This is a genomic window from Fervidicoccaceae archaeon (genome assembly GCA_038734945.1).
Classification (GTDB): Archaea; Thermoproteota; Thermoprotei_A; order Sulfolobales; family Fervidicoccaceae; genus ARK-14.
In genome coordinates this window covers 116,671-139,432 of the sequence record JAVYOA010000002.1, presented here as the reverse complement: position 1 = coordinate 139,432, position 22,762 = coordinate 116,671, and the positions used below count along the sequence as shown (strand labels likewise).

The 22,762-nt window shown below is 42.8% G+C and carries 22 protein-coding genes; 20 read left to right on the top strand and 2 right to left on the bottom strand.

The features are described from left to right. Nucleotides 1–10 precede the first annotated feature (10 nt). From QXR92_01950 to QXR92_01865, 18 genes are all read left to right on the top strand, one after another. Nucleotides 11–847 (top strand): KaiC domain-containing protein, encoded by an 837-nt coding sequence (locus QXR92_01950; GenBank protein ID MEM0318772.1) that lies wholly within the window; start codon nt 11–13, stop codon nt 845–847. 108 nt (nt 848–955) lie between these two features. Beyond that, the gene (locus QXR92_01945; GenBank protein MEM0318771.1) at nt 956–1,354 is read left to right on the top strand and encodes a prefoldin subunit beta; all 399 of its coding nucleotides are present in this window, start codon (nt 956–958) and stop codon (nt 1,352–1,354) included. A gap of 20 nt (nt 1,355–1,374) precedes the next feature. Beyond that, on the top strand, nt 1,375–1,701 hold the full coding sequence (locus QXR92_01940; protein ID MEM0318770.1) for a hypothetical protein: 327 nt from the start codon (nt 1,375–1,377) through the stop codon (nt 1,699–1,701). Beyond that, complete coding sequence (locus QXR92_01935; protein ID MEM0318769.1) at nt 1,586–2,641, top strand: DHH family phosphoesterase; 1,056 nt, start codon at nt 1,586–1,588, stop codon at nt 2,639–2,641. Before QXR92_01940 ends, QXR92_01935 begins: the two co-directional genes overlap by 116 nt. Before the next feature lie 163 nt (nt 2,642–2,804). Further along, nucleotides 2,805–5,015 (top strand): elongation factor EF-2, encoded by a 2,211-nt coding sequence (locus QXR92_01930; GenBank protein ID MEM0318768.1) that lies wholly within the window; start codon nt 2,805–2,807, stop codon nt 5,013–5,015. 118 nt (nt 5,016–5,133) lie between these two features. Further along, nucleotides 5,134–5,505: a hypothetical protein gene (locus QXR92_01925; GenBank protein MEM0318767.1), complete on the top strand. Its 372-nt coding sequence runs from the start codon at nt 5,134–5,136 to the stop codon at nt 5,503–5,505. Next, a complete protein-coding gene (gene nuoB / locus QXR92_01920; protein ID MEM0318766.1) occupies nt 5,496–6,014 on the top strand; it encodes an NADH-quinone oxidoreductase subunit NuoB in 519 nt (172 codons plus the stop codon). Before QXR92_01925 ends, nuoB begins: the two co-directional genes overlap by 10 nt. An 11-nt stretch (nt 6,015–6,025) precedes the next feature. Then, on the top strand, nt 6,026–6,511 hold the full coding sequence (locus QXR92_01915; protein ID MEM0318765.1) for an NADH-quinone oxidoreductase subunit C: 486 nt from the start codon (nt 6,026–6,028) through the stop codon (nt 6,509–6,511). Next, nucleotides 6,495–7,703: an NADH-quinone oxidoreductase subunit D gene (locus tag QXR92_01910; GenBank protein MEM0318764.1), complete on the top strand. Its 1,209-nt coding sequence runs from the start codon at nt 6,495–6,497 to the stop codon at nt 7,701–7,703. Before QXR92_01915 ends, QXR92_01910 begins: the two co-directional genes overlap by 17 nt. Further along, the gene (gene nuoH, locus QXR92_01905) at nt 7,703–8,737 is read left to right on the top strand and encodes an NADH-quinone oxidoreductase subunit NuoH (protein MEM0318763.1); all 1,035 of its coding nucleotides are present in this window, start codon (nt 7,703–7,705) and stop codon (nt 8,735–8,737) included. The genes QXR92_01910 and nuoH overlap by 1 nt, the downstream gene beginning before the upstream one ends. Beyond that, entirely contained in the window at nt 8,738–9,253 is a 516-nt protein-coding gene (locus QXR92_01900) for an NADH-quinone oxidoreductase subunit I (protein MEM0318762.1), read from the top strand. Next, a complete protein-coding gene (locus tag QXR92_01895; GenBank protein MEM0318761.1) occupies nt 9,237–9,752 on the top strand; it encodes an NADH-quinone oxidoreductase subunit J in 516 nt (171 codons plus the stop codon). Before QXR92_01900 ends, QXR92_01895 begins: the two co-directional genes overlap by 17 nt. Then, nucleotides 9,749–10,057: an NADH-quinone oxidoreductase subunit K gene (locus QXR92_01890; GenBank protein ID MEM0318760.1), complete on the top strand. Its 309-nt coding sequence runs from the start codon at nt 9,749–9,751 to the stop codon at nt 10,055–10,057. The genes QXR92_01895 and QXR92_01890 overlap by 4 nt, the downstream gene beginning before the upstream one ends. A gap of 5 nt (nt 10,058–10,062) precedes the next feature. Then, nucleotides 10,063–11,592, top strand: coding sequence for a complex I subunit 5 family protein (locus tag QXR92_01885; GenBank protein ID MEM0318759.1), 1,530 nt, complete (start codon nt 10,063–10,065; stop codon nt 11,590–11,592). Then, nucleotides 11,589–13,580, top strand: coding sequence for a proton-conducting transporter membrane subunit (locus QXR92_01880; protein ID MEM0318758.1), 1,992 nt, complete (start codon nt 11,589–11,591; stop codon nt 13,578–13,580). The genes QXR92_01885 and QXR92_01880 overlap by 4 nt, the downstream gene beginning before the upstream one ends. Before the next feature lie 10 nt (nt 13,581–13,590). Continuing rightward, nucleotides 13,591–15,021 (top strand): proton-conducting transporter membrane subunit, encoded by a 1,431-nt coding sequence (locus tag QXR92_01875; GenBank protein MEM0318757.1) that lies wholly within the window; start codon nt 13,591–13,593, stop codon nt 15,019–15,021. Nucleotides 15,022–15,080: 59 nt separating this feature from the next. Beyond that, nucleotides 15,081–16,220 carry an aminotransferase class V-fold PLP-dependent enzyme gene (locus QXR92_01870; protein ID MEM0318756.1) on the top strand — a complete coding sequence of 380 codons (1,140 nt, stop codon included), beginning with the start codon at nt 15,081–15,083 and terminating at the stop codon, nt 16,218–16,220. Further along, nucleotides 16,217–17,041 (top strand): hypothetical protein, encoded by an 825-nt coding sequence (locus tag QXR92_01865; protein MEM0318755.1) that lies wholly within the window; start codon nt 16,217–16,219, stop codon nt 17,039–17,041. The genes QXR92_01870 and QXR92_01865 overlap by 4 nt, the downstream gene beginning before the upstream one ends. On the opposite strand, the gene QXR92_01860 is transcribed toward QXR92_01865, so the two are convergent. Both QXR92_01860 and QXR92_01855 read right to left on the bottom strand, forming a co-directional pair. Beyond that, on the bottom strand, nt 16,953–18,305 hold the full coding sequence (locus QXR92_01860; GenBank protein MEM0318754.1) for a replication factor C large subunit: 1,353 nt from the start codon (nt 18,303–18,305) through the stop codon (nt 16,953–16,955). The genes QXR92_01865 and QXR92_01860 overlap by 89 nt on opposite strands. 6 nt (nt 18,306–18,311) lie before the next feature. Continuing rightward, nucleotides 18,312–19,295, bottom strand: a complete 984-nt coding sequence (locus tag QXR92_01855; protein ID MEM0318753.1) for a replication factor C small subunit — start codon at nt 19,293–19,295, stop codon at nt 18,312–18,314. Between the two features lie 116 nt (nt 19,296–19,411). Here QXR92_01855 and QXR92_01850 point away from each other — a divergent pair, with 116 nt between their 5' ends. Together QXR92_01850 and QXR92_01845 are read left to right on the top strand one after the other, a co-directional pair. Then, complete coding sequence (locus QXR92_01850; protein ID MEM0318752.1) at nt 19,412–19,957, top strand: hypothetical protein; 546 nt, start codon at nt 19,412–19,414, stop codon at nt 19,955–19,957. Next, nucleotides 19,954–22,755: an AAA family ATPase gene (locus QXR92_01845; GenBank protein MEM0318751.1), complete on the top strand. Its 2,802-nt coding sequence runs from the start codon at nt 19,954–19,956 to the stop codon at nt 22,753–22,755. The genes QXR92_01850 and QXR92_01845 overlap by 4 nt, the downstream gene beginning before the upstream one ends. Nucleotides 22,756–22,762: the final 7 nt, after the last annotated feature.

Sequence of the window (22,762 nt, the reverse complement as noted above, 5' to 3'; positions counted from 1 at the left end):
ATGAAGAAAGATGATTGAGAGGCTAAGCACAGGAATAAAATCCTTTGATGAGCTAATAGAGGGAGGCATTCCAAGAGGCTTTTTCATTTCAATTGTAGGTGAGCCAGGCACTGGGAAGACTATATTCTCCCTTCACTTCGCTTGGGAAGGGATAAGGAGCAATGATAGAGTCATATATGTGACAACTGAGGAGAGCAGAGAGAGCATTATAGCTCAAGCAAGGCAATTTCACATGGATTTCAAGAAGGGAATAGAAGACTCTAAATTAATAATAATTGATGCTCTAATGAAGTCAAAGGAGGACGAGTGGACCCTCAATGAAGTGAATATTGAGGAGCTAATCAGCAAAGTTATTGAGGCAAAGAAGAAACTAGGTTATGGGAGAACGAGGCTAGTTGTCGATAGCATGAGCGCATTTTGGATCGATAGGCCAGCAATGGCTAGGAAAATGAGCTACTATGTGAAGAGAGTACTGAACAAATGGGATGTCACTGCTTATTTGATTTCCCAATATGCTGTAACTACAGACCTTGCCTATGGCTTTGGATTGGAACACATAGCAGATGGAATTATAAGGTTCAAAAAGATACTCTCGAAGGGATTGCTAAGAAGGTTTGTTCTAATAGAGAAGATGAGACAGACGAATCACGACCTATCCTCCCATGAAATTTACATAAAGCCTGGAGAAGGCATGATTCTTGGCCCTTCTACCGGGAAAAAGGCTGAGGACTTCAGGCTCAATCCGGAATTAGCCAAAAAAATGATAGAATCGAAGGAAAAAGGGATAAAGGGCTTCAATAGAGAAGAAGAGGGAGAGTGGCCAGACAGCAACGAACAAAGCAAATGAGAAACTAAAAGGAAATTTTCTAAGTTGAAGACAGAGAGAATATGCTAAGATATATTAAGTTCCCGGGAAAAAGGCATGAAGGAGCTTTAGAAAGGAGGTTTATGGATCATGGCAGAGAAGGTTCCCCCGGAAATTGAGCAGATAGCTCAACAGTTGGATGAACTGCAGGAGAAATACACGCTTTTGACAAATCAGAGGGTATTGCTAGAGAATGAGGTCAAGGAGATATCTAGAGTTCTCGAAGCTCTTCAATCTCTACCACAGGGCTCAAAAGTCTATAGAAATGTGGGGAATATCCTTTTTGAGGAAGACAGAGAAAAGCTGGTCAAAGAGCTTGAGGACAGAAAGAGCACGGATGAGCTAATTGTTGAGAAATACAAGAAAGATGAAGAAGAATTGAAGAAACAAATAGGGGCTCTTCAGGAAAGATTGAAGGGATTACTCACAAAATACTATCAGAGAGCTGCTACAGCTACGAGCAGAGGAGCTGGTCCTTCCAGCTCATAATTCCCCACTGGTATTGAACCTTGAAAGAGAAAACATCTGAAATAGTTGAAAAAGCGCTTGATGAATATGGAAGAGCTCTGGAGAGGAAAAAAAGAAGGGGAGGGGACCTCTCTTTAATTTTTTCCCTCGATATAGATGAACTGAGGGGAGAAATAAAAGCGGAAATTGAAGTAGATGTAAGGGAAAGACAGCCATCCGTTATTGCTGAGGAAAGAATTGCTGGTTTAATGGATGAGGCAAAAAAATTACTGGAGGTGCTCTCAGATAAACTCAGTACTGGAGAAAGAACTGAAGGATTTGGCGACGAGAAACAGAAACCTGGTGATATTGACTCACAAAAGCGCTGATCTTGACGCCATAGCATCTTCTATTGCTCTGAAGAGTTTTTTTAAAATGAATGGTTTGAAAAGCAGTGAGGAAATTTTACTCTTTTTTCCAATGGGCATTTCAAGCGATGCTTCTAATTCACTAGAGAAATGTCAAGTTAATTTGAATGAAGAAAACTATCGAATAGAGATGGAAGCATCCCTCTTGAAGAGCTCCTCAATTATTATTGTAGATACAGCATCCGAGTCGCAGCTGCCAAAGGAAGTAGTGGAGGCCATCATGAAAAATGAGGATACATTTCTAATAGATCACCATTCTTCAAACACTCTCAAGCAACTAGTCAACAGCTACTATTGGGATTCAATCTCTACATCAACATCGGAAATAGTCGCCCAGATCCTCCCAACCAATGCTTGGAATCATAAGACGCTTGTTCTCCTCCTTATGGGAATATTGGCAGATACTTCGAGATTTTTCAGAGCTACTTCTAAGACATTCGAATTGGCAGGAAAAATTTCTTCACTAATAGATTATGAGAGGGTAAGAAATTGCATGGGAAAAGGGATTGAGGATAGGTCGCTCAGGATAGCCAGACTCAAGGCTCTTCAGAGAACAACACTTGCTGATCTAGATCATCTCATTATTTCTATGACCTTTGTCAGCAGCTATGAGAAAGAAGTAGCAGATCTTCTTCTTAGAATTGGAAGCGATGTCTCCATAGTAGTTTCACCAAAGAAAGAAGAAACAAGAATAATCTTGAAATTTAGAAGCAGTCTGGATGATATATCGAAAGAATTGATTGCAAGCGTTGTTGAGGATATAGTGAAAACAAGGAGAGCGGGTCACAGGGACTTCCTAATATTTGCGCTGGAGAAAGGATTGAGCAAAAATGAAGCCCAGAAGCTTATTTCCGAGATTCGCAAATCTCTTTCCAAGCGTGCTTCGGAGAAATCTCATTGATCCAATATCCAATAAATTTGGGCCGAGGCAATTCTTTGATAAGTTCAAGAATTAGCTTTGAAAAAATACTTTATAATCTTTTTAAAATAAATGCTTAGCATTGAGCTAAATAAATAGCTCATGAGAGTTTGCTGAGCCCAATTGAGCATGGGTGATAAAGACAATGGTAAAATACAAAATGGTGCCCGATATACTCAAGATGATGTCAAATCTTGAGCAGGTAAGGAACATTGGTATTATAGCACATGTGGATCATGGGAAGACAACAACTTCTGATACCTTGCTGGCAGCTGCTGGAATAATATCGCAGAAAGTTGCAGGAGAGGCACTTGCTACAGACTATCTTGAGGTTGAGCAGAAAAGAGGCATAACTGTGAAGGCAGCAAACGTCAGTTTGTATCATGAGATGGATGGAAAACCATATGTCATAAACCTTATAGATACACCAGGGCACGTTGACTTTACTGGGAAGGTCACCAGGAGCCTGAGAGTTCTCGATGGAGCAATAGTAGTAGTGGATGCTGTTGAGGGGATAATGACGCAAACAGAAACAGTTCTCAGACAGGCTCTCGAGGAAAGGGTTAGGCCTCTTCTGTTCATCAACAAGGTTGATAGACTGATAAAAGAACTCAAATACACGCCAAACCAGATTCAGCAGAGATTCGTAGAAATAATTAGAGAGGTAAACAAGCTGATAATGAGTCAAGCTGAGCCTGAATTCAGAGACAAATGGCTCCTTGATCCAGCAAAGGGACAGGTGGCATTTGGTTCTGCCAAGGAAAAATGGGGATTCACCATTCCCGTTTCAATGAAAACCGGCCTAAAGCTATCAGATGTGATTGATGCTTACAATAGAGGCAAGGAGGCAATAGAGGAGCTTTCCAGAAGAGTTCCCGTAGCTGAGGCCTTGTTGGATATGGTTATAAAATTCGTTCCAAATCCCAGGGAGGCGCAGAGGTACAGAATTCCAAAGATCTGGAAGGGGGATGTGAGCTCTCCTCTGGGCAAAGCTATGTTGGAAGCGGATGTCAATGGCCCAACAGTTATGCTGATCAGCGATATGAGGGTGGATCCCCATGCTGGGCTCGTGGCAACTGGAAGGCTTTTCTCTGGCAAAATGGAGAGCGGGAAAGAAGTATGGCTCGTGAACTCTAAAATTCCGCAGAGAGTTCTGCAGGTTAGCCTGTACATGGGTCCAACACGAGAAGTAGCCGATGTCATAAGCGCTGGGAACATTCTAGCCGTCCTTGGTCTAGATAAGGCAAGGGCAGGAGAAACTGTTGTGGATATAGCATTTAAAGATGAGATGGCCCCATTTGAGAGACTCCATTACGTTAGTGAGCCTGTTGTGACTGTAGCTGTAGAGCCGAAGAACACCAAGGATCTACCAAAGCTCATCGAAAGCCTACATAGGTTAAGCATAGAGGATCCAAACCTCGTTGTCAAGATAAATGAAGAAACAGGAGAGTACCTGCTTTCTGGAATGGGTCCCCTTCATCTGGAAATAGCTCTGACCTTTCTCAAGGACAACTACGGAGTGGAAGTAACCACTTCCCCACCGGTCATAGTATATAGAGAGAGCATAAGGAGCGTTAGTGACGTATTCGAAGGGAAGAGCCCAAACAAGCACAACAAATTCTACATAGGCGTGGAGCCTCTGAACGATGAAACAATAAAGCTGATACAGGAGGGACAGGTAACAAACGATCAGGATTTCAGAGACAGAGCAAAGATATTGAGGGACAAGGCATCATGGGACTATGATGAAGCAAGGAGAATCTGGCTGGTTGATGAAAATATAAACATATTTGTAGACAAGACGACTGGTCTGCAGTACTTGAGAGAAGTGAAGGACACAATTCTTCAAGCTTTCCGACTAGCAATGAAGGAAGGACCTCTGGCAGCAGAGCCTGTTAGAGGAGTGAAGGTTGTTCTTCATGATGCAGTCATCCATGAAGATCCAGCTCACAGAGGCCCAGCACAAATATATCCTGCCGTGAGAAACGCCATATTTGCAGGAATGCTCTCAGCAAGGCCAACCATACTGGAGCCCATTCAGAAGCTAGACATCAGAATGCCGATGAGCTATTTGGGCAATGTAACTGCGATCTTGACGAAAAAGAGGGGCAAGATATTGAACGTCACTGAAGCAGGGGATCTAACAAGACTAATAGCAGAAATTCCAGTAGCTGAATCGTTTGATTTGGCAAGTGAGCTGAGAAGCGCTACAGTAGGAAAGGCATTTTGGGGACTAGAATTCAGCAGATGGGCGCCAGTTCCAGATTCCATATTGTCAGATATTGTCAGAAAGATAAGAGAGAGGAAGGGTCTCCCACCAGAGCCTCCAAAGGTCTCTGATTTCCTCTCTCCATAAAAACTATTTGATAAATTAAAGAAATAATTTTTTAAATTTTTAATTATAAATAGATTTCGATATTAAAAATACTTATATACGCCTTTTTTAATCATAATTCAGCCGTTGGGTGTGAGGTTTGAATATAACCTCAGCATACTCGTTCGGCATAGTTCCTGCTTTCATCACGCTTCTCCTTCTTGTAGTTATAGGTATCTTCTACTTTGCTTTGAAGAAGAATGGAGGAGAAATAAAGACTTCGAGATTCGATGCTGGAAACATTCCAAAATATGATGCCCGTGTCAAGCTTGGCCTCCAATATCTTGGATTCTTCATAATTTTTGCATCCTTTGAGCCAATAGTCTTGATACTTCTGCTTTTATCTCCGGCAGCAAAGCTATATGCCTGGAATTTCCTCTCTTTTCTGCTGGCAGTTGTAGTTCTATCTATACCTTTTCTGTTCTTCTCTCTCAAGCTGTCTGAAAAAATCGATGAGTGGTTATGGGATTGAAAATGGCTCTCCTATCATCGCTGGAAAGAACAATAAAAAGAATAACAAAGCCTCTGTTGAAGCCTGCCTCTCCGATTATAGAGTGGGCAACAAAATACAGCATATGGCCTGTTCACTTCACTACATCATGCTGCGGCTGCGAGTTCGCTGCCAGTTACGGCCCAAGGCTAGATACTGAGAGGCTAGGCTCGCTGCCATTTACTCATGTGAGAAACACTAATTCTATCATTATAGAGGGAACTATTACCAGAAAAATGGCAAAAGCTTTGAAGGTAGTTTATGAACAAATGCCTTCTCCAAAGTTCGTTGTTGCCATGGGAGCTTGTGCCATTGATGGGGGAATATTTTTCAATAGCTATAACATTGTTAGACCTAGGGAGATCTTGCCCATTGAAGTCTACATTCCCGGCTGTCCTCCAAGACCTGAGGCTGTTACGAATGCAGTGAGCACACTGCAGAAAAGAATGACAAGCTTGAGACTCGCTACTAAGCAGGTACTTCAAGATTAGAGGTGCAGATAATGTCAGGCGAATCTGTTGGTCAAGCAAAGGAATCAAGCCAAGCTAAAGAAGCACAGATCTTCGTTGAAAATCCTCAAGAAATTCTCTCAATCGCGCGCTCTCTCAGGGAAAAGGGATACGATCATGTGATATCTCTAAGCGCAGTTGACTACCCGAAGACCAATGAAATACATGTTATAATACACGTTTCCAGCTACAGCGTCAAGGATCTTCAACCAAAGGTTCTGGAAATAAGAGTGAGGCTCGATAGAAAGGAACCTAGAATGCCTTCTCTCATAAAGATTTGGCCCTCTGTTGAGTTCCAGGAGAGAGAGGCTTTTGAGATGTTTGGAATAAATTTTGAAGGGCATCCAGATCTGAGGAACATTCTCCTTGATCCTGAAGACTTTGCAGGAGTACATCCTCTTCTCAAGGACTTCAAGGTTCCAGAAGAGGACATCATGTTGAGGAGAAGGGAGGAGGTAAAGAGTGGGCCAAGCAAGTGAAATAGGAGGAGGAATTCTAAGCAAAAGAATAGACGATAGGACGATGATCCTATTCTTCGGTCCTCAGCATCCCAGCAGCGGACATATGAGAATAATTGTGAAGCTGGACGGAGACATAATTGTTGAGAGCGATCCAGACCTAGGCTACGTTCACAGGACTATGGAGAAGCTAAGTGAAAGCAAGGAATGGATAAAGAATTCAGTTCTCTTTGAGAGGCTGGCTATTCTGGATGCTGGCAACGTAACGCAGGCATATATCATTGCCCTGGAGAAGCTTCTCGGTATAGAAGTTCCTCCAAGAGCTTTATATCTTAGAACCATCCTCAGCGAGATAAACAGAATATCCAGTCATCTCTATGGGATGGGGATATTTGCCATAATGATAGGATCTTCAACTGGATATATGTGGTTCTTTGGAGATAGAGAAATAATGGTACAGCTTGCGGAGAGAATAACTGGATCGAGATTGACACATAGCTATCACATTCCTGGAGGCGTTAGGAGGGATGTTTCTCCAGCTTTCTTCGAGGAGCTGGAAAGAGGATTAAATTATATTGAGAGAAGGCTGAAGGACTATGAGGTAATGTTCGTCAACAATCCAATAATAAGGAGCAGGCTTGAGAATGTGGGTGTCCTGAGCAAGGAGAGAGCCATAGAGCTCGGAGTAACTGGTCCAAACCTACGAGCGAGCGGAGTGAGCTATGATGTCAGGGTCGAAGAGCCTTATGGGGCTTATTCCTTTGTTGATTTCGAGGTTCCTGTTTACAGAGAGGGAGATGCTCTTGCTCGAACTTTCCAGAGATTCGATGAGATAAGGCAAAGCATATCAATACTTAGACAGCTCATGAAGTCAATTCCAGAAGGTCCTGTACTCAATGAAAAGTATCTAAAGCTGTTCACCAGTAAAATGAAAGATGTATTAAATGCAGAGAGAAGAGTCAAGCTTCCATCTCTCTTCGCCAACTTGAGACCTCCTCCAGGTAGATCATATGGGAGAGTTGAGGAGGGAAGAGGAGAGATATTCTTTTACATTGAGAGCACTGGAGATCCCAGGCCATACAGAGTCAGAGTTGTCACTCCATCCTTCAGGAACTCAATCTTGTTCAAGTATCTTCCAGTGGGCGAGAGGTTGGCAGATTTGCCTGCCATTTATGGAAGCATAGACTATTTTCCGCCGGAGGCTGATAGGTGATGCTTGAAGGTGTGATCATCTTTCTGAAAAATCTAATTCTATGGCCTCCAATTTTCTATTTACTCATAGCCCCAGGCCTCATAACGATTCTCATAGCTCTAATCATTCTCATTTGGGCTGAGAGAAAAATTGCTGGAAGGATCCAGATGAGATATGGTCCGCTGGAAATCTCCCCAAAAATAGGAGGAGCAATCCAGCTGCTTGCCGATCTCATGAGATATACATTCCAGGAGATAATCATTCCAAGAACAGCCGATACACTTCCATATCTAATAGCACCAATAGCAGGATTTGTCATTTCCCTACTTCCAGTGGCCTCTATACCCATTTCTCCAATATATCTTCCATCACCAATGAACAACTCAATTTTTGTAGCTCTTGCAATTACCACACTGGCTCCAATTTTCAGCATATTGGCGGCGTGGGCCAGCAATAACAAGTTCTCGCTAATAGGCGGAGCAAGGGAAAGCTTTCTGATCGCAGCTTATGAGCTCATAATAATCCTCTCAGCAGTTGGAGCAGTCATTATCTACGGAACATCCAATTTTATAGAAGCAGTTTCAGCGCAGCAAAAGATCTGGGGGATAATTATAAATCCCATTGCAGCTGTTGCGTTCTATGTAGCTGTTCTGATGGCGACTGGAAGATTTCCCTTTGACATAGCTGAGGCAGAGGCCGAAATAGTTATGGGTGCTTATACTGAATACAGCGGTTTGCTCTATGGGTTGAGCATGGGCATTTCCTATACAAGAATGTTCGTCTATAACTTGATATTCACACTTCTTTTCCTCGGAGGATGGTATCCGCTAATTGCCTTGCCTGGTCATGCATTCATTTCGAATGTCATTTTACCTGGAACAATAGTTGTTTTGAAGACAATAGTTGTATCCCTCACAATGGTGTTCACTAGAGCAATATACGGGAGGCTTAGAATAGATCAAGCACTTGGAGGAGCATGGAAGTTCTGGTTTTTCGTTGCTGTAGCAGGACTGATTTGGGGATCAGCATTTGTAGCAATTCAGCAGGTGATTTAGATGGGAGGAAAATACGTTGAGAAGAGTGTTTCTACTAGAAATCTCTCTTTGTTGAGCAAGGCCAGAAATCACTTAAAGGCAATAATGCTTGGGGCGAAGCTGTTCATAAGGCCGATAAGAATAACCTATAGATATCCAATAGTTAAGGAAATTCCACAGGAGGGATATAGAGGCTTCATTGTACTTGATGACCAGAAGTGCATAGGATGCTCCCTCTGTGCCAGAATATGTCCGGCATCAGCAATGAAGATGTTTCAACCGCAGGAAAAAAAGCTCAGGCCGGCGATAAACTATGAGAGATGTGTTTTCTGCGGATATTGCGTAGACATATGTCCTGAAAATGCCCTGAAGCATGCCAGAACTCACGATGTGGTTTTCGAAAGCGGAGAAAGCATGCTCTACATAGGAGAGAAGTTCACAGTTGATCCTGATACCCAATTGCTCACAGGAAATGTTAGGATGTATAGAGTAAAAGTTGATGACAAGAGGGGATTAATCTATGAGCCTATTAGGTAGCATACCTACCCTGAGCATATATTTCAGCATAGCTTCAATAGTATTTGTATCCGGGGCTCTGGCAGCCCTCATGATAAAGGAAAAATCTCTCGTTTATAATGCCTTCATGCTCGCAGGAATAGGCATCTCAGTTTCAGCTCTTATAGCTTTTCTTGGATATCAAGTAATTGCGGCAGCACAGCTCATAGTATATGTTGGAGCATCTGTCATGTTCTTCATAGTTTCGCTCTCAATGATGGGAGATCAGAGAGTGAAGTCAGAATCTATCTATAAGCCTCTAATCATTTCAGTTATTGCATTTATAGTGTTCTACTTCCTGCTCACAACGGTTATGGAGCAGTTAGGCTACGAGGTTGGACCAACTGTGATTACTGCTGCAACTCTGTCTGCTTTCCTAGCAGAAGACTTCACTTTTCAACTTTTCATTATATCTGCCGCATTTCTGTTCACGGCCATTTCTGCAATCTACATAGCAAAGAGGAAAGGTGATAGTGAATGAGCGAGCTTCTAATTGAACTCTATAAAATAGCAGCCTCACTTCTTCTAGCATTAGGACTTGGAGTGGTTTTCTCATCGAGGTCATTGGTAAAGATGATGCTCGGCATCGAAGTCATGTTCAATGGCTCGCTCCTCTATTTAATTCTAATAGGGACGATCTACCCTTATGCATCAGCAATATTTTCCCTTCTATCTATCCTAATTGCTTCTGCAGAACTTCTCATTGCCGTATCAATTGTTATTCTCTATTTCAGAACTCATGGAGAAGCTGAAGCAAGAGGAGAAATTCCAGAGGAGGCGAGGTGAAGAGCATGGATGCATCCCAAGTTCACTATCTAATATCATCCACTCTCGCACTCTCGCTTCTCATTGTTGTAGTAGCTTCAATGCTAGCAAAGAGAGAGAGAAGTGTGAGCATAACAGCATCATTCATGTTTCTCCCCCTAATTCTGGTCACATCAATTCAATTATTCATTGGAGGAAGAAGCGGCTATCTCGATGGAGCATTTCTCAGCGGAAGCTTTCTTGGAGAATTCAATTTCCTCTTAGACTATATTTCCGGCCCTATTTCAATTACAGTGCTTGTAGTGTCCATGATCATTGCAATTTACGCATATCCATATATGAGTAGAAAGCTGAAAGAAGAGGGAGAGGAGGTTCTTTCAGGCCTGAAGCTGTTCTATCTTCTGTACTATATATTTGCCATATCCATGTACGCTAGCGTTATCTCCACTAACTTGGTTGAATTTTATCTCTTCCTAGAGGTAGGACTGATATCAAGCTTCATCCTGATTAATAACTATGGATATGGAGATAGGAGAAAAATAGCTCTACTATATCTTGTTTGGACCCACATTGGAGCAGTTCTATTTCTCGTAGGTTCTCTTGCTTTTGGATATTATGAAGGAAGCTTCAACGTATTTCTGTCGAATGGGAAAATAATTTCTCTAAACGGTATATCCTATGAAGTTGCGAAATTGATTTTTGCCCTAATGCTCATAGGTCTTCTTGTTAAGGCAGCAGCTTTTGGATTTCATCTTTGGCTCCCATACGCCCATGCCGAAGCTCCTACCCCCATAAGTGCTCTCCTCTCTCCCCTTCTAATAGGAATTGGCCCGTACGTGATCCTTCGCTTCCTCATTCCATTATTTCCAGAACAATTCAACAGTGTGAGGGTTATCCTAGCAATATGGGGAACAATAACCATTATCTATGGTGGGCTAAACGCACTCTATGAGAGAGATTTCAAGAGATTCCTAGCTTACAGCAGCATATCACAAATGGGATATTTAATAGTAGCAGCTGCAAGTGGAAATATTTTCGGATATGCTGGCCTCATACTTCACTACATAGCACATGCCTTTGGAAAGGCCGTTCTCTTCGGGTCCGCTGGATCTATTATTTATCATGAGAACGAGCTCAGGGATATAAGAAATATGGGGGGAATGCTCAGGGCTCTACCTCTTACTGGGAACTCGGCACTCATAGGATTCTTCACAATAACCGGGATGCCTCCAACTGTTGGATTTTGGAGCGAGCTCTTCATAGTAAGAGGATCGGTTGATGCTTTTTCAGCAGCAGGAAATGTGGGCTGGCTTGTGCTATTTCTGCTCTTCATAGGATTTTCCATATCAATATCGTATTCTTTCTATAACTACAAAAGAATATTCCAGGGTCCACCCAAGTTTGAGAAGACGAAAGAAAATCATCTTATAGTTGGAACTCTTATAGCCCTCTCCATAGCATCAGTAATTCTTTTTGTAATTGCCCCGGCATATGCTAACGCTCTTGTGGGATATCTGAAAAGCTATTATGCTTCCGTGGGAGGTGTGTATGGGTGATAGCCGAGTACCTATACGTCCTGGCCGTTATTCAGCCATTCATATTTTCAGCTATAATTGCCGCTCTGAGCTCAGGAAAGAAGCTTCCAGGATATCTTAGCATAGCTTCTCTAGCTGTTTCAGCAATATCTTCAGCTCTTGTTCTTTATTACGCAATAATAGGAGTGATCGGTGGACCTTTGTATTTATGGAACTTCCCTCAAATAGGCCTATCCATATCTTTCCTTACCGATTCATACACAGCAGTAATGATGGCACTAGTCTCTTTCCTTTCGCTGATAATTGGAATTTATAGCATATATTACATGCATGGAGACGAGGGATACGGAAGATACTTCACATATTTCACCTTCTTTGTCGGCAGCATGATGCTGGTCGTATCTGCAGACAATCTATTGCTATTATTCTTCGGATGGGAGGGGACAGGGCTAGCTAGCTACGCTCTCATAGGACATTGGAGGCACGATGAGAAAGAAAGAATGATAGGGGAAGAGGGAAAGTACGTAGGAAACACCCCAATGTTCTCCTATCCTAGCATGAGCGGATTGAGAGCTCTCCTCTTCACTAGAGTTCCAGATATTTTAATGCTGTTTGGAATTTTCATAGTCTATATTTTTTCGGGGACATTCAACATAAGCGAGCTTCTATCCAGATCATCTGAGCTCCTTGCTGAACTAGCAAGAGCCGGGATTCTAACCCCCGTCATGATATTTCTATCTCTCGGCGCATTGGCAAAGAGCGCTCAGTTCCCCCTTCACGAATGGCTTGTAACTGCCATGACTGGTCCTACCCCAGTGAGCGCCTTGATACATGCAGCAACCATGGTTAAAGCTGGAGTCTACTACATGGTGAGGATATCTCCAATATTTATCTATGGAGCAAGGGAGCTCTTTAGCACTGATCCTTTGCTTGGAGGCTACGTGCTCACACAGGTGCAAGCTTTCTACTATGCTCTGTTAATCATTGGTGCACTAACAGCCTTCTCTCTAGCATCAATGGCTTTGGTAGCAAGGGAGGCAAAACTCATACTGGCATATTCAACTGGGAGCCAGCTTGGCTTCATGTTTGCTGGAATAGGCGCTTCAATGTTCTCTTCATATCCCTCTCTCGTCCTTTCATTCGTGATAGCTCATCTTATAGCTCATGCAGTATTTAAAGCAGGCCTATTTCTCGGAGCAGGAATCTACATACATGTTGGAGAGAGCAGGTTCATCAATGATTGGCCAAATCTATGGAAGATGAGGACCACAACTTCTCTCAATTGGCTGTTAACTCTATCTCTTGCAGGCCTTCCTCCATTCTTGGGGTTCTGGACAAAGGACTCCCTCGTTCAAAGCTATATATCCACTGGAATATTCATACCAACGGCTCTCTTGATTATAACTGTTCTTTTCACTGCTTTCTATTCAACCAGATACCTTTTGTACAGCTACAGATTTCCAGGGAAGGAAGAAGTGGAAGTTCATGAACCACCTGTATATGTGCTATCTACATATGGAATATTAGCAGTGCTTTCGATTGGGCTTGGAGTAGCTTGGCCTCTCTTCGGTGAGAAGATGGTCGAATTCCTATCGCAGTCCTTCACTCACTCAACTTCAGTAATAGGAGCCGAAGAAATCTCTGCCGTGCTTCTATCTACAATTATTGTTATAATTGGAATACTCCTCTCCATCTCCGCTTATGCTTTCAGACTAATAGATTCCAAGAAGATCTGTTCATCTTTTCCCATTCTGAATGGATTTTTGGAGAACAGATGGATAATCAATGTGCTCTATTACAATATAGGTCTGGCATTTTTGAAGATTGGAGAAGGAACCTATAGATTTTTTGAGAGGGGCTTGGATCTTCTCATCGATTACTCGCTTCCAAGGGGAATAGGAGAAATTAGCAGAAGATTTAGAAAGCCTCTAACCGGTGATTTCTACTCGTACCTTCTCTACTTCATTGCTGGACTGATAATCATGGTCATATTGCTACTGATTGTGTGAGGTGGTTATCATGATGAACATGAATAATATTGGTGCTCTAGCTGTCATAGGTATTCCCGTAATAGCATCCGTATTAATTTTACTCCAGGGATTCGCATTTAATGGAGACAGGAAGAAAATTGTCATGCTCTCCCTGATCTTCGGACTGCTGGAGCTAGGAGCCGTATCCTACATATCTTATCTAACAATCACATCCCAATTTTCCTCTGCCCTCAACGGGATAATTGTATATGACGGCTTCGCAGTTATCCCAATGATGTTCGGGGCATTCATACTTCAGTTGGTTCTCTCATCAACTGCACTTGAGTTTTCCAGTCCTCAGAAGATGGCAATCTTCTCATCATCTAGCTTCATGGTAATGCTCGGTAGCTTTTTGCTCGCCACATCATCATCCATAGCTCTCTTCATTTCTGCTTGGCTTCTTTTGAGCATTTCATCCTATACTGCTATAGCGGCGAGTAAAACAAAGACTTCATCGGATGCTTCCATAAAGTATGCTCTTATGGGTGCTATGTCTACAGTTTTCATAGTTATGTGGCTTGGCACAGGCATCTACTTGCCAGGAGACAACATATATTCAGCAAGCTGGTATGGCAGTGGAAAGCTTCTGTTGTTAGCATCAGCATTCCTGATAGCAGGTGTTGGCTTCAAGCTAGGGATCGTTCCCTTTCAATGGTGGATGCCAGACGTCTATTCCTCTGCTGAAGGGAAGGCCATAGCACTCATAACAGGAGTCGCTAAAATGGGAGCAATTCTTGGCTTCACAAGAATGATATACTATACGTTCTATATAGGCCCAAGCTACCAACTAATATTATTCATTGCTGCCATAAGCATTCTCACCATGACTTTTGGGAATATAGCTGCCCTTACAACGAACATATTCCCCAGAATTCTCGCATACAGCAGCATAGCTCAGATCGGATACATTCTCGTCGGAGTAGTAGGCATGCTATACGGTGCTTCAACAGGAGATGAACAGCTAATTTATCTTGCTTCTGGAGGAATTGCTGTTCAAACGATTGGGTATGGTCTATCGAAATCAGGAGCATTTCTTTTTTCTGGAGAGCTGGGGATTGCTGCTCAATATGAAAAAATTAAGGGTCTATACAAGAGCGATTCTTCCAGCACAGCATCTCTCGCACTGTTTCTCCTAAGTCTCCTGGGACTTCCACCTCTCATAGGGTTTTGGGGAAAGCTGTATTTGTTCGAATCAGCAATTTCATATAGTCTGGTATTAGTCCTCATTGCAATAATAAACAGCGGAATTTCCAGCTTCTATTATGGAAGGCTAATATCAGCGCTTTTCTCTGATGGCAGTAGCTCCGACCAGAAGATGAAACTGAAAACTTCCTACATAGCTTTATCCATACTTATCTTGCTGCTAGGACTAGGGATAATACAGCTTCTATTTCCATATCTCAAGATTAAGCCGATTTAACCTTTTTTAAACTTGTGATCTCTATAAGCTTCTAGCCCTGTACTGGGGTGATAACAATTTTGGATAAAGATAACATAATAGAATGGATATACAACTTGTCGCAAGAGGATCCAAGGCATGAAAGCGGCGAAGTCTTGGGTTCAATGACTACACCCCCTCCTCCTGAAGCTATCAAAGTTGTTGTCCACTTTATATCGAAAAATCTGGGAGACCCAACCCTATTCAAGAGCTTGCAGCAAATTACAGATAAGCTTATAGAGGAGACGAGAAGGCTCTTGAGCCTCCCTGAAAATTTGAAGGGAATTATAACAAGTGGAGGGACAGAATCAAACATTCTTGCTCTATATACTTTTAGGGAAGCACTAGGCATCCGAGAGGTGCTTCATACAGATCTGGCACACTATAGCATCTCGAAGGCAGCCAAACTGCTCAATCTCAAAGAGATAACTTTCCCCACGGATGCTTCGGGAAAGGGCAAGGCCTTTGAATTGAAAAAGAATAATATCGAAAAAACGGGGATCGTGCTCACGATGGGAACAACTGAGCTTGGTAGCGTAGAGGATCCCAGGGAGCTGATAGATGAAAATAGCGATATCCCAATTCATATAGATGCAGCTTTTGGAGGCTTCACATTTCCATTCATTGATCGGAGCAATTACTCCAGAATAATCAACTGGCTCAATTCAAGAAATTTTGCATTTACCTTGAGCGTGGACTTTCATAAGTTCTTGGGAGCTCCCATTCCCTCAGGAATAATATTTCTTCCTGAGGAGCTTTTCAAGACGCTTTCATTTGATGTAGAGTATATATTATCTGGAAAGCAGTTTGGTCTACTTGGCACAAGGCCTGGCTTCTCATCTCCAGCAGCTCTAGCTACGCTAGCATATTACGGAGAAGACGGAATAGCTTCTATGTCGAATAGAGCTTATAACGATGCTCTCTGGTTCCTCAGCGAGGCCGAAAGAATGAGAGTAGGAAAGGCAGTGAACCGTCCAGATGTTCCTATTGCCTGCCTTAGCACTGATGAAGAAATAGACGCTAGAAAGCTCATTGAGGAGCTTGCTGAGCTGAAATTGTATGTGTACAGAGGTGCAAAATGCAGGGGGATAAGGACTGTTGTAATGCCCCACGTAACGAGAAAGCATCTGGAGGAGCTCTTGAAGGGGATTGAGAGGGCAATTCAACGGGAGAAGAAATGAGGCATATCTCATATATCCTTTTCTCCTATGTTGGAACACACTATCACGGATTTCAATACCAGCCAGGACTCCCCACCGTAGAAGGATGCATATTATCAACAATGAAAAATAGTTCTTGCTTTGATGAGATTTCCAAGTATACATATAGTCATGGAGGAAGAACTGACAGGGGAGTCAGCGCGCTTGGGCAGATCATATCCCTATCGCTTCCAGAGGGATGCTCTCTGGAGAAAATTGCTGAAGTTTTAAATAGAGAATGTCCAGGACTGAAAGTTTGGGGGATCAGGCAATCTCTGCCTCCACAGTTCAGAATAAGATATTGGGCTCTATGGAGAGAATATGTATACTTCGATGTTATTGAAAAATACAGGTCAAGTGTGGACTCGCTGAGAGAAGCAGCTCAAAAGGTTATCTCTCTTGAAACACTCAGGCATTTTTACAAAAATTTCAAGATCGATTCGTTTCCACAAAAGTACTTTGATAGGAGGCTTATTAGCATCCAAATAGAAAATAGGGGAAAGAGCTTAATTTTGAGGATCCGAGGAGAATCTTTTATATATCACTTCGTCAGGAGGCTTGTTTCCTTCTTTCGTAAATACGATGAGAGCTTAACTTTTGAGGAAAATTTGAGCAAGTGGGAAGGCGGGGAAGCTGAGGCGGAGAGACTAATACTATCCAGAGTCATGACCCCATATAGACATCTATCAATTTATTCAGCAGAAGAAGTTGCTTCTAGCCTGATCTCCTCTCTCTCCTGGGCTTCTTCCCTCCCTTCTCCTCAGATTCTTCGGGAGCAGCTTCTTTTTTCTTGGGACCCATGAATTCCTCTCCATGAGCTTCATCTTCCTTGACTTTTCCTACTATCACTCTGACTTCTTCATCTTCGAGCTTTAAGCCCTCCATTATGCTCCGAGCCTTGGAAGGATTCATGGCATACATTGCTTTGAGCATTGGAAAAATCCCGCTCTTCGCTGTTTCCTTGGAACAGTGAAGAACAGCTGCTATCTTCCTAGCAGCGCTTTCTCGCAGCTCTCTAGCCCTCTTCGTTTCACCTAGCATCTTTATTTTTTTCGGGAACTCATATTTCACCCATTTGAACTTTGTTCTCTTTCTCGATAGAGATATGCCGGGACCAATCATATCCACTACATAGGTGAGAAAGTCATAGTTCTGCGTTCTCCTCATCCTTCCCCTGTACACATCTGCTCTAGATAGAGATTGATAGGCTAGGTAAATATCCTCAGGTTCCGTCAACTGAACGGGTATGTTCTCAGAGATCCATTCGATCAGGGAATCCGTATCGACCTGTGAGTGGGAGATTGCCAGTTTGCTCTGCCAGGATGACCTGGATGTGAAGATCGTTCTCAGCGTATCAAATGGATTTATTTCCCTATCTCTATAGTATATTAGCTCGTTTGCCAGCGAAGCGGTTACCTTTCCAAAGCTCTGGGCTATTCCCTGGAGATCATTTATCGAAGCTCTTAGATCTCCTTCGTTCTTCCCATGAATTATTTTCAACGCTTCTTCCTCACATTGAACATTTTCTCTTTCACAAATTCTCTTTAGAACATTTATCACATCTCTTTGATGAAGCTTCTTCAGCTCTATCGTTGTCGAGGCATCTCTAATGGGTCTTAAATCTGGGTGAAAGGGATTGTTAGCAGTCATTATTATTGGATGCTTGGTTATGGATATTAGCTCAAGAAGACTCTCGATCCCCCCCTTATCAGCCGTCCCTGATAGCCCATCAACCTCATCTATAAGTATTATTCTCCTTTTTCCAGAAAGGGTCATCTTTGTTGCTGCAGGCTTTATCCTTCTCTCTATGTCCTCCTTTCTCCTGAAATCGCTGGCATTTGTTTCCACTATTTCGGCATTGATATCTCCTGCTATAGCCTCCACCAATGAAGTCTTTCCAACTCCCGGAGGGCCATACAATATGACGCTCTTCTTGCTTGGGGCACCTCTTTCCCAGGATCTCATCCAATTTAACAGCAGTGTCTTTGCCTCATCTTGGTTGATATATTCCGATATGCTTCTTGGCCTGTACTTCACTGTCCATGGAATATAGCTCTCAGCGGACATTCCTGATCATTCCTGCGATATTCTTCTACCGAGAAGAACGAGCCAAGCCAAAAAGCTATTCATCTGTATTTCATCATCAGCTCCTTCAACCATCCGAAATAGGATCTCTCCTGCATAATCAGCTATGAGAAGGCGCTGCTCTTCTGATAGCTGGAGATCTGGACCGAAGATCTCTCTATGCACTTGCTTTATTATATCTACACCGCTCAGTCCATAATCTATCATTAGCCTCCTGAGGCGCTCTCTGGCCAGATCAAATCTTCCCTCCAAAGCGCTACTCACCATTTCCCTTATTTCCTTCGGCTGTGCTAGACCTATGACTTTGTAGACAACCTCCACAGTGACCTTTCCGACTCCGCTTGATGACTGTAATAAATTGATTGCCTTTCTCATGTCTCCTTCGCTTATCTCATAGATCGCGTCAAGTGCCTTATCTTCATATTTAATCCCCTCTCTCTCTGCTATCCATTTCAGCCTACTCACAACCTGTTCTCTGCTCAATGGAGTGAATCTGAACAGAGCAGTTCTCGACTGGATCGGTTCAATTATTTTGCTAGCATAATTAGCTATGAGAATGAACCTGCTAGTGGAGGTAAAGTTCTCCATCATCCTCCTCAAAGCTTGCTGAGCATCAGCTGTCATGTTATCTGCTTCATCCAATATTATGAGCTTGAAGGGAACAGTTCCCACCACTCTTGCTCTAGCGAATTCTTTCACCTTAGTTCTTATGTCCTCTATACCCCTCTCATCCGAAGCGTTCATTTCTAGGATGTATTGCTGATACCCTTCGCCGTATAAATCATGAGCAAAAGCAAGAGCTGCAGTTGTTTTTCCTGTACCAGGAGGTCCAGCAAAGAGCATATGTGGTATGTTTTTTTCCTCAACAAATCTTTTCAATCTCACAACAACATCCTCTTGATTTATTATCTCACTGAGAGACCTAGGTCTATACTTTTCAGCCCAGAGTAAGTGCGAATCAGCGCCAGACAATCTTACCACCAGATCTACAAGTTTTTAAGAGCTGTAATAAACATAATAATGTCCTTCCTTTTTATATAGTTATAGATGCTTGATCTTTTCTCTGTGGATTGAGGTGAAGCAAATTGATGGAAGAAATGCTGCTGCTCAAGGAGGCATTCGAGAGATCTCCAGTGAAGGCTATTGTCTTGGCTGATGCTGAGACTCTGAAATTACCGAATGGTACCACTCTCAGCGTAAAAAAGGGGGATGAAATAGAGCTCCCCAGATGGTATGCAAATATGCTTGAGGACAAAGGAATAGTGAAAAGAAAGTGGAACGAGTTCTCCCTGGAGGAGATTTCAAAAATTGAGTACAAGAGCAGGAGCATGAGATCCCCAAAGGATCTAGAACAACTGCCGAACAGCTTCTACTGGATATGCTCAGAACACCTTGCACATCTTGAAAAGATCTTGAAATCGAACCCAGATCCCAATTATATACAGGAAAAAAGGAGAATTATGGAGTTTCTCAATTGGATAATAACGAGGAGGCTCTATGTCTTAGTAAACTCGATGCTAGCCACAAATGCTGATCTTCCCTCTCTTCAAGCAAAGGTCACTCCAGAAGAGCTGATATTAATCGAAAAGTTTCAGTCCGGACTCAAAGAATGGAAGGAGGTATTGGGTCTTTGACTGTTGAAAATGCGAAGCAGGAATTACTAGCAGTAGACTATGTAGAGAGGTTCAGAGATTTTCTTTTGAATTTCTCGAGAAATAATGAGGAGAGGAAGTACATATCTCGGATTAAGCAAATGATATACAATGGAGCAACCTCACTCCAAGTTGATTGGATCGATATTCATTACATGGATGATTCTCTAGCATATTATCTTCTGAAGTCTCCAGACAAAGCTTTGGGTGAATTCAACCAGGCTCTCAGAAGCGTTGTCAGTGAAGTGAATCCCTCATATGTAGAGGAGAGAAAGGATCTTTTCATAAGAATTGCAAATCTTCCAGAGAATATTCCTATTAGAAGCATAAGGAGCGAGCATGTGAACACTCTTATATCACTTGAAGGGATTTTGGTGAGAGTGTCCCCCGTAAAGCAAAAGCTCATAAGGGCTATGTTGAAGCACATCAGCGTTACGAGAAAGAAGGAAAAAGCAAATGAGGAATTGAAACAGTGCAATGCAGAGTTTCCATGGCCTCCAAGAGAGCAGGGTGAGCTGGGAGATGTTCTGGAGCTTCCTCTTACTTGCCCAATATGTGGAATGGGGGGAATATTCAAGCCAATACCGGAGAAGGGCGAATATGTTGATTGGCAGCGAATAGTGGTCCAGGAAAGACCAGAAGAAATACCGCCTGGTCAGATACCGAGAAGCATTGATGTGACTGTATCAAGGGATCTAGTTGATGTGGCTAGACCGGGCGATAGAATAACGGTGATCGGAATATTGAGAGTAGTTCCTCCCAAGGAAAAAGGAAAAACTCTCTATGACTTGGAGCTTGAGGCAAACAACATTCTCGTCAGCCAAAAAACTCTGGAGGAAGTTGACATCACAAGAGAAGATGAGGAGAAGATAATAGAGCTCTCAAAGGATCCCTGGGTGAGGAAGAGAATAATAGCAAGCATAGCCCCTGCTATCTACGATCACTGGGATGAGAAAGAAGCAATAGCTCTTGCTCTCTTTGGTGGAGTTCCCAAGGAAACAAGGGATAGAATGAGAATTAGAGGAGACATACATATTCTTTTGATAGGAGATCCTGGAACAGCAAAGAGCCAGCTTCTTCAGTATGTTAGCAGATTGGCTCCAAGAGCAGTTTATACAACAGGCAAAGGCTCCTCTGCCGCTGGACTGACAGCAGCAGTTATCAGAGATAAGAAAACAGGCGACTTCTATCTTGAAGCAGGAGCAATGGTTCTAGCAGATGGAGGTGTAGCATTGATTGATGAGATAGACAAGATGAGAGAGGAGGATAGAGTGGCAATCCATGAAGCAATGGAGCAGCAAAGCTATCATGAAAGCACTGTTATTGAGCTGGCAAGTGGAGAGAGAATTAGGATAGGCCAATATGTTGAGGAGCTGATGGGGAGCAATCCTGTTAGAACAGTTGGAGATACAGTATACTTGGAACGAATTCCAGAAAGTATCATGCTGCGGACAACAGATTTAAGGAAGGTCTTCACGGTGAGACCAGCGCTGATCAGCAAGCACAAAGCTCCAGGAAAATTCTACAGGATAAAGTACTCAAATGGATATAGCATTATTGTAACACCGGAGCATCCAGTGTTCATTCTCAGCGATGAAGGAATAAAAGTTTTGAGGGCAGATCAGCTGAGGGAAAAAACCATAGTTCCCGGAGAGCCAGGAATAGCTGATTCAGCTAGTTATCCAGAAGAGAAACTGCATGCTATATATAAAAAACTGTTCACTTCCATAAAATGCCCCTCGCCATATTCATCCGTTAGAGACGAGATCTCTCTGCTTGTAAATTCGTGCAGGGAAAACATCCCGCCAGATGAAAAAAAGAAAAGCATTCTCAATGACATAGAAGCTTTGAACTCCCTTTCATGGCATTCCATAGAGGCCATAGATGTTGTCGAGAACAGCGGAGAGGAATGGGTATATGATTTAACAATTGAGCCAACGAGGAGATTTTTGAGCAATGGGATCCTCCTTCACAATACCGTGAGCATTGCAAAGGCAGGGATAGTTGCCAGGCTCAATGCTAGAGCTGCAGTAGTTGCTGCTGGGAATCCAAAATATGGTAGATATATAGCGGAGAGAACGGTCACAGAAAATGTAAACCTGCCCGTGACAATCTTAAGCAGGTTCGATCTGATATTCATTTTGAAGGATAAACCCTCAACAACCTATGATACAATGCTTGCTAGACACATGCTTCAGGTTCATAAGGAGGCAGAACTTATCCAGCCTGAAATCCCCATGGATCTTCTGAAGAAATACATCAGCTACGCAAGGAGATATGTTAGACCGGTTCTCACGGAGGAAGCAAATAGAGCTCTTATGAACTTCTTCGTTGAAATGAGGAGGATGGGCAGCGAGGCTCAAGCTGGTGTGGTATCAATAACTCCCAGGCAACTGGAAGCCCTTGTAAGGCTAGCTGAAGCTCACGCAAAGATGGCTCTCAAGACCGAGGTCACTGAGGAAGATGCATATGAGGCAATAAGACTCATGAAGGTATTCCTGCATCAAGTCGGCTACCAAAGCGAGACTGGAGTAATAGATATAGATGCACTCATGGTTGGTGTTCCAAAGAGCAAGAAGGAGAAGCTGATGCTCATCGAGGACACAATAAAGGAAATAATGAATGAGACTGGATCTGACTGTGCTAACATAAAGGAAATATACGAGAGAATAAAGCACGAGGGTATTACAGAAAAGGAGATGGAGGAACTAATTAGGAGGATGATGAGGGAGGGCATAATTTCGGAGAGAAAGCTGAATTGCTATTCCACTATTTCCTGAGCATAAA

What these genes read in the sequence shown, in the direction of transcription:
- QXR92_01950 (MEM0318772.1), top strand. Translation starts at nt 11, where the DNA reads ATGATTGAGAGGCTAAGCACAGGAATAAAATCCTTTGATGAGCTAATA.
- QXR92_01945 (MEM0318771.1), top strand. Translation starts at nt 956, where the DNA reads ATGGCAGAGAAGGTTCCCCCGGAAATTGAGCAGATAGCTCAACAGTTG.
- QXR92_01935 (MEM0318769.1), top strand. Translation starts at nt 1,586, where the DNA reads ATGAGGCAAAAAAATTACTGGAGGTGCTCTCAGATAAACTCAGTACTG.
- QXR92_01930 (MEM0318768.1), top strand. Translation starts at nt 2,805, where the DNA reads ATGGTAAAATACAAAATGGTGCCCGATATACTCAAGATGATGTCAAAT.
- nuoB (MEM0318766.1), top strand. Translation starts at nt 5,496, where the DNA reads ATGGGATTGAAAATGGCTCTCCTATCATCGCTGGAAAGAACAATAAAA.
- QXR92_01915 (MEM0318765.1), top strand. Translation starts at nt 6,026, where the DNA reads ATGTCAGGCGAATCTGTTGGTCAAGCAAAGGAATCAAGCCAAGCTAAA.
- nuoH (MEM0318763.1), top strand. Translation starts at nt 7,703, where the DNA reads ATGCTTGAAGGTGTGATCATCTTTCTGAAAAATCTAATTCTATGGCCT.
- QXR92_01900 (MEM0318762.1), top strand. Translation starts at nt 8,738, where the DNA reads ATGGGAGGAAAATACGTTGAGAAGAGTGTTTCTACTAGAAATCTCTCT.
- QXR92_01895 (MEM0318761.1), top strand. Translation starts at nt 9,237, where the DNA reads ATGAGCCTATTAGGTAGCATACCTACCCTGAGCATATATTTCAGCATA.
- QXR92_01890 (MEM0318760.1), top strand. Translation starts at nt 9,749, where the DNA reads ATGAGCGAGCTTCTAATTGAACTCTATAAAATAGCAGCCTCACTTCTT.
- QXR92_01885 (MEM0318759.1), top strand. Translation starts at nt 10,063, where the DNA reads ATGGATGCATCCCAAGTTCACTATCTAATATCATCCACTCTCGCACTC.
- QXR92_01875 (MEM0318757.1), top strand. Translation starts at nt 13,591, where the DNA reads ATGATGAACATGAATAATATTGGTGCTCTAGCTGTCATAGGTATTCCC.
- QXR92_01865 (MEM0318755.1), top strand. Translation starts at nt 16,217, where the DNA reads ATGAGGCATATCTCATATATCCTTTTCTCCTATGTTGGAACACACTAT.
- QXR92_01860 (MEM0318754.1), bottom strand. Translation starts at nt 18,305, where the DNA reads ATGTCCGCTGAGAGCTATATTCCATGGACAGTGAAGTACAGGCCAAGA.
- QXR92_01850 (MEM0318752.1), top strand. Translation starts at nt 19,412, where the DNA reads ATGGAAGAAATGCTGCTGCTCAAGGAGGCATTCGAGAGATCTCCAGTG.